The sequence below is a fragment of the Geotalea uraniireducens Rf4 genome, assembly GCF_000016745.1.
GTDB lineage: Bacteria > Desulfobacterota > Desulfuromonadia > Geobacterales > Geobacteraceae > Geotalea > Geotalea uraniireducens.
Genome location: NC_009483.1, coordinates 1503760 through 1517828, shown reverse-complemented (window position 1 = coordinate 1517828; position 14069 = coordinate 1503760). Strand labels below are relative to the sequence as shown.

Below are 14069 nucleotides of genomic sequence, written 5' to 3'. Positions count from 1 at the left end.
AGTCAAGACAAAGATTAAGCCGGACTCATATCTGGCCATACCACTTGAGCCCCTGTGAAAAAGTCAGGTTGCGGGCAATTAGCCGACTTGATTTCAGGCTGTTTCATGCTATAAAGCCACTGACGCTACTCATTTTCATTACGGCAATACGGAGGTTTCCATGCCCGGTGAGATCAAACGTTCGGTCTGCCCCTACGACTGCCCGGACACCTGCGGCCTTTTGGTGGAGGTGGTTGGCGACAGGGCTGTAAAGGTAAGCGGCGACCCTGAACATCCCTATACCCGCAGCATGCTCTGCCCGAAGATGCTCCACTACGAGGAGACGGTCCACTCACCGCTCCGCCTCACTACGCCGCTCATCCGCACCGGCGCCAAGGGCACGGACAGTTTCCGCCCCATCTCCTGGAAAGATGCGATTGCCGAAATTGCCGGCCGCTGGCAGGGGATCATCGAAAAATCCGGTGCGGAAGCCATCCTCCCATACTCCTACGCCGGCACCATGGGGCTCGTCCAGCGAAACAGCGGCCACCCCTTCTTCCACCGCCTCGGCGCCTCCCGTCTGGCCAGGACCATCTGCTCGCCGGCAAAGGACGCCGGATGGCAGGCGGTCATGGGCGAGACGGCCGCTCCCCACCCGGACACGGTAGCCAAGAGCGACCTGGTGATCCTCTGGGGAATCAATGCCGCGGCCACCAGCATCCATTTCCTGCACGGGGTGCGGGAAGCAAAGAAAAACGGCGCAAAGGTATGGCTGATCGACACCTACGAGACCCCGACCGCGGCTGCGGCAGACCGGACTTTTCTCGTTCGTCCCGGCAGCGACGGGGCCCTGGCCCTGGGACTCATGCACGTCCTGGTGCGAGACGGCCTGGTAGACCAGGATTTCATCAATGACCACGTACAGGGCTTTGCCGAACTGAAAGAACAGGTCATCGCTGCATATCCGCCGGAAGAAGCGAGCAGGCTCACAGGCCTGCCGGTGGAAGTCATCGAGCAGATGGCAAAGGAGTACGGAGCTGCCGCCGCCCCGTTCATCCGCCTCGGCAGCGGTCTCTCCCGCTACGGCAATGGCGCCATGACCGTGCGCACCATCGCCTGCCTCCCGGCGCTGACAGGCGCCTACGGCATAAACAGCGGGGGCTGCTTCCCCGGCACCTCCACCGGCCCGGCCTTTGCCATGAAAGAGGTGATCCGGGAGGATTTCATGGCGCACCCCACCCGCATCGTCAACATGAACCGCCTGGGACACTCCCTGAACGACATGAACGATCCGCCGGTAATGGGACTCTACGTCTACCACTCGAATCCCGCTGCAGTAACCCCGGACCAGAATGCCGTTCTCAGGGGGCTCGCACGGGAGGACCTGTTCACCGTGGTCCACGAACGGTTCATGACCGACACCGCCCGTTATGCGGACATCATCCTCCCCGCCACATCATCCCTTGAGCACAGCGACCTCTATCGCAGCTACGGCACCTATTGCGTCCAGCGCGCCAAGGCCGTCATCCCTGCCGTTGGCGAGAGCAAGTCCAACTGGGAAGTTTTCGGTCTGCTGGCCGAGGCAATGGGCTTCAATGAGCCGTTCTTCCGCCAGAGCGCCGATGAACTGATCGACCATCTGCTCGCCATCCCCACACCCATGCGGGCAGGGATCGACATGGAGGCCCTTGCAGCCGGCAAAGCGGTGGAGCTCTCCATACCGGCCGGCCCGACAAGCAGCTTCAGGACGCCATCGGGAAAGATCGAAATCCTCAACCCGCGGGAGCACCATCCCCTCCCCTGCTACCTCCCCCCCCACGGCGAAAAAGACCCCTTTCCCTTCCGGCTCATGACCGCACCGACCCTGTTTGCCCTTAACGCCTCCTTTTACGAGCAGGAGGAACTGCGCCGCAGACAGGGGGGCATGTCGTTGCAGATGAACCCGGCCGATGCGCAGAAGCTGGGCCTCATGGACGGCGAGCGGGTTATTGCCTGGAATGGCCTGGGAGAAGTGGCTTTTATCCTCCGGGTCACACCGAAGGTTCCCAGCGGGGTGGTGGTTGCGGAAGGTGTCTGGTGGCTGGCGTACGCCCCCGGTTCCCGCTCGGTCAATGCTCTTACATCCCAGCGTCTCACCGACGAGGGGAATGGAAGCACCTTTTATGATAACAGGGTGGATGTACGCCGGGATTTATCCGGCAAAATTGTCTAAGCTTTTACCGTCTGCTGCCGATATTAATAGGAAGCAAGGGAAAATCCACGACAAAGAGAGAACCCTATGGAAACTAAAAACAACAACATTCTGCTGGAAAGCGACACCAATGAGCTGGAGGTAGTAGAGTTCAGGGTCGATGAGCTTGACGCTGCCGGTAAAGTTATTCCCTGTTATTTCGGGGTAAACGTCGCCAAGGTGCGCGAAATAATCCGCCTGCCGAACATGCGGAAAATCATTAACCCCAACCCTGCAATCTACGGTATGACCAAGTTGCGCGACAAGGTAATCACCCTCATCGACCTGGCCACCGTCCTCAACAAAAACGCCGATGGCCTCGTGGCTGACCGGGTAATCGTCCTGGAATTCAACCGGATCATCGTCGGCATCCTCGTCCACTCGGTGTCGCGAATCTACCGTATTTCATGGGGATGCGTCGAACCGCCGGTAAAAACCATCAACGACTCGAAAGTTACCGGCGTCGTTAAAATGGATGACCGCATCATCCTCATCCTCGATTTTGAAAAGATCATCGGTGAACTCTGTTCCAACGACGTCATGGAACACATGAGCCAGGGGCAACTTGAAATGAGATCCACATTCGACAGGGGACAAAAGAACATTCTTGTTGCCGACGACTCCGCCTTTATCCGCCACACCATCTGCGGCTCCCTGCGACAGGCAGGCTACAACGTGGAAGAAGCGGAAAACGGAGAGGAGGCATGGAACATCCTGACCAACAAGCTGAATCGTTGCCGAACCGCACAGACAAGCTTCAAAAGCGAATTGGACCTGATCATCACCGATGTGGAAATGCCGAAAATGGACGGTCTGCACCTGACCTCGCTGATCAGGAAAGAAGATGGGCTCAAGGAGCTGCCTATTGTCATCTTCTCTTCGCTGGCCACCGAAGACAACAAGAATAAATGGAAAACTCTCGGCGCCAACGACATCCTGACAAAGCCTGATCTGCCCGACCTCGTATCAAGGGCGGACAACCTGGTACAGTAAAAAGAGAGATATGGACAGAGCGGCAGTTGAACCCGAAATATCCATTATCGTGCCGGTCTACAACGAGGCAGGCATAGTTGGCGGGCTGTTCCGCACCCTGGCCGAACAGTCCGAGGTGGCGCTTGAGCTCATCATCTGCGACGGCGGTTCTGTTGACACAACGGTAACAAAAATATGGGCATTGTCAGAAGACGCCCCCTTTCCCGTTTCCGTCATCCATTCCGGCAAGGGGCGCGGCCGGCAGCTCAATGCCGGCGCAGCTGCAAGCAGAAGCAAGACGCTGCTGTTCCTCCACGCCGACTCCTCCTTCACCGACCGCCATGCCCTCCGCAGCGGTCTCGACACCCTGGATGCGGCAGTGGCGAAAAACGGAAACGACCATCTGGCGGGACACTTTGCCCTGCGCTTTGTCCGCCGATGCGACAGCCGCTCCCATGGATACTATCACTACGAATGCAAAGCCCGCCTGCACCGCAGGGAATGCACCCACGGCGATCAGGGGCTCCTCCTGCGGCGATCGTTTTTCGATGAAGCTGGGCCATTCGACGAATCGCTCCCCATATTGGAAGACACGAGGATGGCCGAGGCTATCCGCCAAAAGGGGAGCTGGCTGCTCCTACCCGCCGAAATCCACACCTCGGCCCGGCGTTTGGAACGCGAAGGTCTTGCCGAACGGCAGACACTGAACGCCATCATCCTCAACTTCGCAGCCATCGGCCGGGAGGACTTTCTCCTCGAAATCCCCGCTATTTACAGCTGTCAGGACCACTGCCGGCAATTGCAACTGTCCCCCTTTTTCAGCAGATTCAGACAACAGATCAAAGCCTTGTCCTGGATGGACCAACTCCGGCTCTGGTATGCCACCGGCACCTATGTGCGCGCAAACGCCTGGCAACTGGCCCTGGCATTGGACACGCACCGCAATTTCCAGCGCGGCATTGAGCCGGGAGAAGGGAGCACCCCGTGCCTGGAATTCTACGACCGCTACCTTGACCGCCTCACCGACCATGCTCCCGGCAGGCTGCTGACAGCCCTTCTTGTCCGGTTCTGGTTTCAGTTCACCTGCCTGGCTTCATCCTTCCGCGACAAGCATCACAAACAAAAACAGGCGAAGCACGTGCCCCGCCTGTCCGCAAACTGATATCGTCTTATCCCGGAAAAAGCATTCCTGATTAGGTCCAATCTTCCGCTAGCTGAAGTTACAACACTTGGTAAGAATTTACATAAATCGGCGTGACGATGCCTTCCGCATGTCGAGATAGCGTAACAGGATCTTCAATCATGTGATCCTGTTAGGACTTGATGAAAAGCGGCATTTACCTTCTTACTCGCCCGTAAATTATGCCAAGCTTGTTCATTCGCCCCCTCAGCGTGTTCGGATTGATGCCAAGCAATTCCGCCGCGCCACCCGGACCGTGAATCTTCCCTTTGGTCATCTTGAGAACCTTACCGATATGCAAGGACATCGCTTCGTCGAGGTTTAACGGGCCGCCACTTTTCCCTTCCGTGACGGGTTGTGTTTCGCCACCTCTCTCGCTTGGCAACAGAGAATCGAATCTCAGTTGTCCGCCCCGATGTCGGATCAGTTCCCTCTCCACCAGGTTTTCCAGTTCCCGGACATTTCCCGGCCAGCCGTAGTTCATAAGTCTTTCCAGCGCACCGGGTGCAATGGCGGGGGGGGTAGCTATCCCCAGTTCCCGGCTTTTCAGTTCCACAAAATGGCGTGTGAGGGCAGGGACATCGTCTTTCCGCTGCCTCAAAGGGGGGACGATGATCGGGAAGACATTCAGGCGGAACCAGAGGTCTTCACGGAAACGGTTTTCCGAAACCATGCGTTCCAGGTTGCGGTGGGTGGCGGCGATTACCCGGATATCAACGGAGATCGGCTTGCTTCCTCCAACACGCTCAATCTCGCGGTTTTGAAGCACCCGGAGAAGCCGCACCTGGGCCTGGGGCGGAAGTTCGCCGATCTCGTCGAGAAAGATGGTGCCGCCTGAGGCCCGCTCGAAGCGCCCCCGCTTTGCCGCAACCGCACCTGTGAACGCGCCCTTTTCGTGGCCGAACAACTCGCTATCGATGAGGCTTTCCGGGATGGCACCGCAGTTGACCTTGATAAATGGGCCATCCTTGCGGGGCGACGCAAAATGTATCGCGTTGGCAATGACTTCCTTCCCCGTTCCAGTTTCCCCCATCAAGAGCACCGTATTGCTTAGTGGTGCCACCTGACGGACCATCTCCATCACATTGCGTAGCCCTGAATTCCCTCCGACAATATCGTCGCCCGCCGAGGAAAGAATCTCCCTGTTCAGAAAACGGTTATCGTCGATAAGGATGTCCCGGTATTTTATTACTTCCTCGTGGGCCAACACATTGGCCAGTGCTATTGCGAACGGCTCGGCGACAGTCGCCAGCAACTCCACATGTTCGGGAGTAAATTTCCCTTCACCTCTGGCACGGAGGACCAGGAATCCGATAAGCTCCTCTTCTATCCTGAGCGGCATCGACAGATCCGAGTGCCCTTCAAGCTTGATGAGGGGGGCAAATGCTCGAATACGATCATCCTGATCTGAAGGGGTCAGGATAAATGGGACCTGCAGTTTCCTTACCCATTCCCAGAGCCCTTCAGGGATAGTAATTATCTCCTCGGGGGTCTTGGTACCGATAGTGGCAACGGCTATATGGCGAATCACCCCGAGGCTTTTGTCCGTGATATCAAGGAACATGTGGTCCATAGGGAAATGCTCCCGCAGATACTCGAACACTCGTCCGAATGCGGTGTTGATCTGGAGGCTGCTGCAAATCCTGAGGGTAACTTCTCTGAAAAATTCATCTCTGCTGACGGCCATGCTATTTCTCCCTATGAGGTACCTGACGGCAGCTGCTCTGTTGTCCTATTTAACAATTTACAAAACATTGCTAAACTTGACAATATTTGATTACCGTATTTAGCAATAATGTTGATCTGTGATTGCATCAGAAACCATAAGGGTATTTATGGGTATGTTTATGGGTAATTTCAATTGCATTTACGGGTATTTTCGGGTACTGTTTCGGGTAGGAGCTTAAACTTGTGATCAGAACCTCATCAATCAGCATCACTAGCCAGATACTGAACCTTATCGCCGAACTTGACGAATTCAAGGGGCGCTGGGACATGCTCGGCCGTCTGGCGCCGGACAAGCTCACGTCGCTCAAACGAGTGGCAACCATTGAATCCGTGGGATCATCCACCAGGATCGAGGGAGCCAGGCTGTCCGACCTTCAGGTTGAAGCGCTGTTGGCGAATCTGGAAATGCGCCCGTTCCGCTCCCGTGATGAAGAGGAGGTTGCCGGTTATGCCGAAGCGATGAATACGCTCCATGATTCATGGGAGTATATCCCCTTTACCGAGAATCATATCAAGCAGCTCCACGGCATTACCCTGAAGTACAGCACAAAGGATGCTGCCCACCGGGGGGAGTACAAGACACTGCCTAACAACGTGGAGGCCTTTGATGCCGATGGCAGGAGCATCGGCGTTATTTTCGAGACAGCGTCCCCTTTCGACACCCCGCGACTGATGGCGGAACTGGTCAGCGGAACGGTGGCCGCCCTGCGGGAAGGAGAACTGCATCCGCTTCTGGTGATCGGCGCGTTTGTCGTCCATTTTCTGGCCATCCACCCGTTCCAGGACGGCAACGGCCGTCTTTCCCGTGTCCTGACCACCCTGCTGCTCCTGCAGAGCGGCTACCGTCATGTGCCGTACAGTTCACTGGAGAGGATCGTGGAGGAAAACAAGGATGGTTATTACCGGGCGCTGCGGGCATCACAGAAGCTGATCCGGAGCGAAGAGGAAAATCTCGATAACTGGCTGCGTTTCTTCCTGACCAGCCTGAAAAAGCAGAAAGACGTCCTGCTCGGCAAGATTGAGCGCGAACAGTTACTGGAGAAACTGGCGCCGCTGGAGGAAAAGATGCTGGCAATCGCCAGGGAGCGTGGCAGGATCACTATTGCCGATGCAGTAACTCTTCTGGCCGCCAATCGCAACACCGTCAAGCTGCATCTGCGCCAACTGGTTCAGCAGGGGTATCTGGAGCAGCATGGGACAGGTAAGGGGACGTGGTATTCGGTGGGGAGATAGATTGAAACAGCAGAGGCGGCCGATTGGCCGCTTTTTGAATTAAGTATGGTGTCCCCGGAATTCGGGAATTCGGTCCGTCCCCGGAATTCGGTCCCACAAAATCGAAGACTTTAGCCTCAACACAGCCCAATTTATTGAATAATCTTGACATCTATAAGGGTAAAACATTTTATAATTTGGGAAACTAATAGAGAGTGAAACTGCATCCAGGCATCCGTCAAGCCTCAGCTCATCGTTAAATATGTATTCTTCTCCACCAGCATCAAGAACTTGTCTTGGCCTAATGCCATGCTGAAGGATGCTGTTGAGGTTTTCGAACCTTGTAAAATGAATAAGATGCGCAATCCCTCTTCCTTCTACAGTCGCTCTCATTTTCACCTCTCAACGTAAAAATTATTACAAAAGGCGGCCTTATTGGCCGTCGTTCAATTTCATCTTACTTCAAATTCATCTTTATCCTCTCCACCGCCTCAATCACATTCTCACGATGGCCGAAGGCCGACAACCGGAAATACCCTTCCCCGCTCGGGAAAAAGCGGGACACTTCCCATATTTCCCAAGCTCATAACATACCTTTACCACTCGCCTTCAGCACAGCCACCACCGTCCTGCAAAACAGCCTGGTATCCTCCAGAAGCCTCTCCGCTTCATCCCGCTCGTAAAACGTCCCGATCTCATAATCCGAATCCTCCCTGATCTTCTGCAGGATCGAGAAGATAACCCCGATCTCCTTGGGGATGATGCCGGTCTTGATGAAATGCAAGGAAAAGAGTGTAAGCGTGCCTTTGTGACTTTTGGGGATGATGTCCATGGAGAGCAGCAGCGCCCGTGCATGGTGCAGCGCGGCGTAGTAGGCGCGGGAGAGGCCGTCGAGGATGAGGTCCAGTTCGACCAGCGCCTCGGCGCTCTTGAGAGAGTCGTTGCCCCGTTGGATCAGGAAGACAATTGGATCATCGGTGAGCAGGGGATCGTTTACAACGGCACCATGTCCCGTTCGATCTCACGAAGCAACGGAAAGTGAGCGGCTTTCTGGCGCTCGAACACATCCCGCGAGAAGATGACCGGCGAGATATCCACCTCGTTTTCCAGCAGTTCGTCGTAGGCAATGGCGTAGATGGCGCGCTTGGTCTCGAAATCGGCATCTTGCATGACCACAGCCACATCGAGGTCGGAACCTTCGTGGGCATCGCCGCGAGCCTTGGAGCCGAACATGAGGCTGTAGAGGTAGTTGCCCCCGAAGCGCTGAGCAACCTTGGTCAGAAAATCCCGCAGGGCCAACTCTTCTCTATCGTTCAGGTTCTTGATCATACATGACTCCTTGGTATCCTCTCCACCGCCTCAATCAAATTCTCACGATGGCCGAAGGCCGACAACCGGAAATACCCTTCCCCGCTGAGACCGAAGCCGCTGCCGGTGGTGCCGGCCACGTTACATTCGTTGATGGATTTGTCGAAGAAAGAAAAGATCACGTTAGCACCCGCCGCAACAGTATTAAAAAGCACACAAAAAAGTCAACAGCTCAACCGTACCGGAGCTACACATTTGACAATCCCGCTCACTTCATTTATCCGAAATCTTCTTTCGCCCCGGCGGCAGAAAATTCTCCCCGGTCACCACGCTTCTGCCGGTCTTCTCCTCAAGATCAATCCGCGCCTTCCGGGCAATGCCGCCCCCCTTCTTCCCTGCCACCTTGTTTTCAGGCATGCCGGTTGCTGCCATCGTCTCGGCAATCTGGCGGGTGGAGAGTTCGGCCAGGGCGGTAAAGATCAGTTCCGCTTCGCTCATATGGTCACGCAGGTTCTGGGTTTTCAGCCCTTTCAGCTTCTTGTGCTCCTTGACGGCAACTCCGGCCCACTCCTGATGAATGATGTTGGTCAGGATGGCAAACTCGGTCTCTTTTTTGATGTCGTGATCTTTCCAGTAATCGGTCAGCTTGTTGCGGGTCTCCTGTCCCATCATCCGCTGCTGGATCCACTTTTCGCTCCTGCCGTGCTGTTGCCAGTACTCCCTTGCCCGGTCCAGTGACCGCGCCGGATCGGCCATATCCTGCATCCGCTCATAGCCGACTTTGGCCAGCCAGAGCTTGATCGGTTCGGCCTTGGGACTGGGAACCGATTGAATCAGGCGCAGCAGGGTTTCCGGGCTGGCGACATCAGTCAGGTACTTCTTCCCGTCAGCCGCTTCCAGTTTCAGTCGGTGACAATTTGTCACCGACTCACTCCCTTCCTTGCTCATGCGCTCTTTCAGCTTATTCCAATACTTCCGAGCTGTTTGATAATCCGGTTGTTGCAGCAATGCCTGGATGATATCAACCACCGAGAAATACCAAGTTTCAGTTTCATCGTCATATGCTCTGCGAATTTTATAATCTTCGAAAATCGCCAGCTTGTTTTTCATAGCAATTGAACCTCTTGTTTGTGTTCGCTAAACCTAAAATAAAAGCCGCTCAATCAGCAAAAATACTGATCAAAGCGGCTTTTCTTCATCTATCAAATGCCAATAAACAGGCTACCATGTCGCCCTCATTAAATTATCAAAACAAATATTCAAAATCCTCCAAGATTATGCAGAGTTAGTACGCTATTCTCACATTAAAGTCAATCACCATAATGTTCTGATTTTTCCGCTTTGATCTGCGGCAAAACATAGCCCCCCCCAGGGGAAAATGCTCCCGCTGGTAGTCGAATGATTGCAGCAGATCTATTGTCATATTTAACAAATTACTAGGTTTTACCAAATTCAACAATTAATGATTACCGTATTTAGTAATTTGGTTGATCTGTAAAACATTACACCTTGATTTAATTGATGTTTTTACTTGGCACGGTTGTCGCTATAATTAAATCAGGAAGACAAGATCGAAAGAAAGGAGACAAACATGAAAACCGAGAAATTCACGGCAACAAACGCTGCCATGCTGCTCATTGATCACCAGGTTGGAACCTTGGGTTGGTGCCAAAACATCCCGCAGGAATTGATCAGGAACAATACCCGTGCGCTGGCTCGCACAGCGAAGGCGCTTGGTATGCCCCTGATTCTCACCAGCAGCATGGAAGAGCAGGCACAGGGGCCTCTGATCAAAGACCTGGAGGAGATCGCACCGGAAGAGCACGCACGCCGGGTGAAACGCGCCGGCGTAGTGAACGCCTTTGACGATCCCAACTACAGGGCGGCCGTTATGGCTACCGGACGGAAGAACCTGATTATGGCGGGTCTCACCAACGACGTATGTGTCGTTTATCCGGCGATGAGCGCGGTGGAGGAAGGGTTTAACGTGCAGGTGGTAGTCGATGCCGGCGGTTCACCGACCCAGATATCCGATGAAACCGCCTTGCGGCGCATGGAACGGGCGGGCGTGACCCTCACGTCGACCAATCAACTTATCGCCGAGTTGGCGGGATCGTGGACAAACGAAGTGGGCTCCAAACTGATCCAGATATTGTTCGAGGAAGTATTGAGTCACCTTGGCAAAGCGTCCAGCTAAGCATAGCAACAGAACTACAGCGGGACTGGCGAAAACCTGGTAGCAGCATATACGGGGCGTCTGTTTGAAGGCGCCCCGTTTCATGAGAAAAGGGAGAAGTCATGACTACAACCATGAACAACGTTGTCGAAATCATCGAATTTACTGACCCGGTTTGCACCTGGTGCTGGGGCAGCGAACCAGTTCTGCGTAAGCTGGAAACCAGATTTGGTGAACAAGTAAAAATCAGTTTTGTCATGGCAGGATTGGTAAAGGATATCACGTCATTTTACGACGGATACAATGACATCGGAGGAGACCCGGCCCGCTCCAATGCAAACATTGCCAAGCATTGGCTGGAAGCCTCCGAACGCCATGGAATGCCGGTACAAAGCGAAGGATTCAAGCTGTTTTCCCAAGAATACCCGTCCACGTACCCGCAAAACATTGCCTATAAAGCCGCACAGATACAGGATCAAGTGCTGGCAAACAGGTATCTCAGACGTATTCGTGAAGCGTCAGCTGCCGAGGCGAAGTTGACGAATACTACCGAAGTGCTCGTGGAATTGGCAGCAGAAGTCGGCCTGGATGTTGCCCGTTTCCTGGAAGATTTTTCCCGTGGCGCCGCCCAAAAGGCATTCGAGCAGGATCTTGCGCTAACGGCACGATATCAAGCCCATGGTTATCCCACTTTCCTCGTACGATTTGGTGAGAAGGAGACCATCCTTCGTGGATACAAGAGATATGAAGAGTTCAAGGCAGTGATGGAATATTTGACAAACGGAGCAATCCACGAACGCCTGGTTCCGGCCAGTGAAGAGGCGATCATGGCGTTTATAAGAACCTATGTTTCCGTGGCACCGATTGAAGTTCAAATGGCATTCGATCTGACGGATGAAGAAATGAAGTCAGCGGTTGACTCACTTTTGACTAAGCAACTGATTACACGACACGAAGCGGGAAACGGGTACTTTATTTCACCTAAAACCAGTTCCATGGTCTGCGACCCTGCAACGGGCATGTGCGCGATATAGATTTGAACAGTGATGAATTACACAGGGTCGCGCTCATAATCAAGGGCGGCTCCCAAAACAAGAAAGGTACTTATGAAATACGGTAAGACAGGGAAAATGTTGTACAGGAAAGACAAGCAAGGTTTGTTCGGCAGGAAGACTCTTGCCATTCTAGTCGTGATTGGGCTGCTTGTTTGCGCCGGGGTTTCGTCGGCCGCCGATATCCCACTCCCGCCGGTAAATCTCGGGGAGACCTCCTTTCAGGACGGCATTGCCTTCCCAGGGTGGCTAGTGGAAGAAACCTTCGATTATTACCATGCCGGACAGTTTAACAACAGCCAGGGGGAGCAGATTTCTGGTTCCAACAAACTCACCGCCGTGAGTGCCACCACGCATGTTGCCTATATATCCAATTTCCGCCTCCTCGGCGGCTTCTACGGTGCCGAAATTCTTCTGCCTCTTGTGGATGTAGATGTGGATACCAGTTTTGGCCCCAAAGGCAGTGAACAAGGCGTCGGGGACCTGATAATTAGTCCCTTTATTCTTCAGTGGACCGACCACAAGCTCTTCGGCATGCCGTACTTTCACCGCTTTGTGTTCGACATCACGCTGCCAACAGGAGCATACGACCGCAACCGACCGGTGAATATCGGTAGCAACACGGTCAGCATCAATCCCTACTACGCATTCACGATCATGCCGACTGACAGGCTGGAGATGAGTGCGCGGCTCCACTACCTCTGGAACTCGGAGAACGATGAACCATTTGTGGGATTGGGGGCAGGAACGATTCAGCCGGGCCAGGCTTTTCACGCCAACTATGCCGCTTCGTACGAGGTCGTCAAAGGGGTGCGACTCGGGATTAACGGATATGCACTTCAGCAACTCACCGAGGACAAGGTGGATGGCCGCAGCCAGGCCAATTCGGATGAACGAGTTTTTGGCATCGGACCGGGCATCAAGTGGAGCGGCAACGGGTTATCGCTCTATCTCAACAGCTACTTTGAGACTGGAGCGGAAAATCGTCCGGAAGGAACCAAAGTGGTTTTTCGGCTTTCCAAGGTATTTTAAGAACCTGACAGCACAACAGGCATAGATCGCAAAAGTGAGGGGAGAGCTAACGGCATGAAAAGCGCACTTATAAATGGAATGATGGGTGGATTTATGGGTTTCCTGATGAGCTTTCTACTCAATTACTTCATATTCGCGTTACCGCAGAATATCACCATAAATGCTCTTGGTAACGGAATGAGCGGTTTGATTAGTGGCTTCATGGGAGGATTCATCGGAGTGATGGTTCATATCAACAAAGAGAAGAATGCAGCGTAATCCAGATAATTTTTAGACGAGAGCAGTCGTTAAAACATTTCATTGTAAAGGAGAACATCATGGCAAAGCTACTTTATGTTACCTGCAACCTTAAACCCACCGAATTTTCTTGCAGCCTTTCGGTCGGGAAGAAATTCCTGGATGAATACCTCAGACAGAACCCTGCCGACGAGGTGTATTTTCTCGATCTTTACCGCGACAACATCCAACGGATCGATGCCGATGTGCTGAGCGGCTGGGGAAAGATGCGCAATGGCGAAAGCTTCGCGTCACTCACGACCGACGAGCAACGCAAGGTCGGCCACATCTGGAAGCACGCCGATCAATTCATAGCCGCCGACAAATACGTGTTCGTGACCCCGATGTTTAACCTGGGGTTTCCGGCAGAATTGAAAATGTACATCGACGCGGTCTGCGTGGTTGGCAAGACCTTCGCGTACACCCCCACCGGCCCTGTGGGGCTTCTTAAAGACCAGGGGAGGAAGTGTCTCCATATTCACTCTTCCGGCGGTTTCCACTTTGGCAAGGAAGAGGACCATTCCGTGCCGTACCTCAAGTCGATCATGGGGTTTATGGGAATCGAGGATTTCGAGTCGATTGTGGTTGAGGGGGTTGATGCCATACCGGATCGTGCGGAGTCATTTAAGGGCGCCGCAGTTGAAAAAGCCCGCGGCGTTGCGAGCCAGTTTTAAAAAACGACCACAGGTTTTTTGGGCATGATAATTTTATGGGAATATTTGTGTTTTTAACGTGGTTCAGCTGGCTCTGTGTCGCTTTGATAGCGATCTTCCATAAGAAAGAATGAAAATGAATCTGTGGATACGCTGAAAGTTTTCACAGAGCCAGTGCGTCGTTCAAATCAATAATTCTAAATACACGAAAATCATCAACAAAATCAAAATGCTAATCAGATCGACACATCACCATTGAGGTGAATCGGCA

The 14069-nt window shown here is 53.6% G+C and carries 14 protein-coding genes and 1 pseudogene; 10 read left to right on the top strand and 5 right to left on the bottom strand.

Features of this window, described 5'->3' with window-relative positions; all coding sequences use genetic code 11:
* Positions 1–160: 160 nt before the first annotated feature.
* From GURA_RS06545 to GURA_RS06535, 3 genes are all read left to right on the top strand, one after another.
* Positions 161–2191, top strand: coding sequence for a molybdopterin oxidoreductase family protein (locus GURA_RS06545; protein ID WP_011938204.1), 2031 nt, complete (start codon positions 161–163; stop codon positions 2189–2191).
* A gap of 66 nt (positions 2192–2257) precedes the next feature.
* Positions 2258–3202, top strand: coding sequence for a chemotaxis protein CheV (locus GURA_RS06540; protein ID WP_011938203.1), 945 nt, complete (start codon positions 2258–2260; stop codon positions 3200–3202).
* Between the two features lie 10 nt (positions 3203–3212).
* Complete coding sequence (locus tag GURA_RS06535; protein WP_011938202.1) at positions 3213–4343, top strand: TIGR04283 family arsenosugar biosynthesis glycosyltransferase; 1131 nt, start codon at positions 3213–3215, stop codon at positions 4341–4343.
* Positions 4344–4518: 175 nt separating this feature from the next.
* On the opposite strand, the gene GURA_RS06530 is transcribed toward GURA_RS06535, so the two are convergent.
* Positions 4519–6048, bottom strand: a complete 1530-nt coding sequence (locus GURA_RS06530; protein ID WP_011938201.1) for a sigma-54-dependent Fis family transcriptional regulator — start codon at positions 6046–6048, stop codon at positions 4519–4521.
* A gap of 224 nt (positions 6049–6272) precedes the next feature.
* On the opposite strand from GURA_RS06530, the gene GURA_RS06525 reads away from it, so the two are divergent.
* Positions 6273–7322, top strand: a complete 1050-nt coding sequence (locus tag GURA_RS06525; protein WP_011938200.1) for a Fic family protein — start codon at positions 6273–6275, stop codon at positions 7320–7322.
* Between the two features lie 562 nt (positions 7323–7884).
* Here GURA_RS06525 and GURA_RS23290 read toward each other — a convergent pair.
* Complete coding sequence (locus tag GURA_RS23290) at positions 7885–8208, bottom strand: HEPN domain-containing protein (protein ID WP_232279010.1); 324 nt, start codon at positions 8206–8208, stop codon at positions 7885–7887.
* On the opposite strand from GURA_RS23290, the gene GURA_RS24900 reads away from it, so the two are divergent.
* Complete coding sequence (locus GURA_RS24900; protein WP_232278982.1) at positions 8110–8343, top strand: hypothetical protein; 234 nt, start codon at positions 8110–8112, stop codon at positions 8341–8343. The genes GURA_RS23290 and GURA_RS24900 overlap by 99 nt on opposite strands.
* Here GURA_RS24900 and GURA_RS06515 read toward each other — a convergent pair.
* The 3 genes and pseudogenes from GURA_RS06515 to GURA_RS06510 form a co-directional block, all read right to left on the bottom strand.
* Positions 8295–8630, bottom strand: a complete 336-nt coding sequence (locus GURA_RS06515) for a nucleotidyltransferase domain-containing protein (protein ID WP_011938198.1) — start codon at positions 8628–8630, stop codon at positions 8295–8297. The two genes, GURA_RS24900 and GURA_RS06515, sit on opposite strands and share 49 nt — an antisense overlap.
* Positions 8627–8782, bottom strand: a pseudogene (locus tag GURA_RS24170) (LL-diaminopimelate aminotransferase); the annotation flags it as partial. The gene GURA_RS06515 and the pseudogene GURA_RS24170, both read right to left, overlap by 4 nt.
* A gap of 100 nt (positions 8783–8882) precedes the next feature.
* On the bottom strand, positions 8883–9719 hold the full coding sequence (locus tag GURA_RS06510; RefSeq protein WP_011938197.1) for a BRO-N domain-containing protein: 837 nt from the start codon (positions 9717–9719) through the stop codon (positions 8883–8885).
* A gap of 481 nt (positions 9720–10200) precedes the next feature.
* Here GURA_RS06510 and GURA_RS06505 point away from each other — a divergent pair, with 481 nt between their 5' ends.
* The 5 genes from GURA_RS06505 (at position 10201) to GURA_RS06485 (ending at position 13819) form a co-directional block, all read left to right on the top strand.
* A complete protein-coding gene (locus tag GURA_RS06505; protein ID WP_011938196.1) occupies positions 10201–10806 on the top strand; it encodes an isochorismatase family protein in 606 nt (201 codons plus the stop codon).
* A 101-nt stretch (positions 10807–10907) separates the two neighbouring features.
* Positions 10908–11819 carry a DsbA family oxidoreductase gene (locus GURA_RS06500; protein ID WP_011938195.1) on the top strand — a complete coding sequence of 304 codons (912 nt, stop codon included), beginning with the start codon at positions 10908–10910 and terminating at the stop codon, positions 11817–11819.
* Between the two features lie 72 nt (positions 11820–11891).
* Positions 11892–12869 (top strand): SphA family protein, encoded by a 978-nt coding sequence (locus GURA_RS06495; protein ID WP_011938194.1) that lies wholly within the window; start codon positions 11892–11894, stop codon positions 12867–12869.
* Between the two features lie 54 nt (positions 12870–12923).
* A complete protein-coding gene (locus GURA_RS06490) occupies positions 12924–13127 on the top strand; it encodes a hypothetical protein (RefSeq protein ID WP_041245312.1) in 204 nt (67 codons plus the stop codon).
* A gap of 59 nt (positions 13128–13186) precedes the next feature.
* Positions 13187–13819 (top strand): FMN-dependent NADH-azoreductase, encoded by a 633-nt coding sequence (locus GURA_RS06485; protein ID WP_011938193.1) that lies wholly within the window; start codon positions 13187–13189, stop codon positions 13817–13819.
* Positions 13820–14069: the final 250 nt, after the last annotated feature.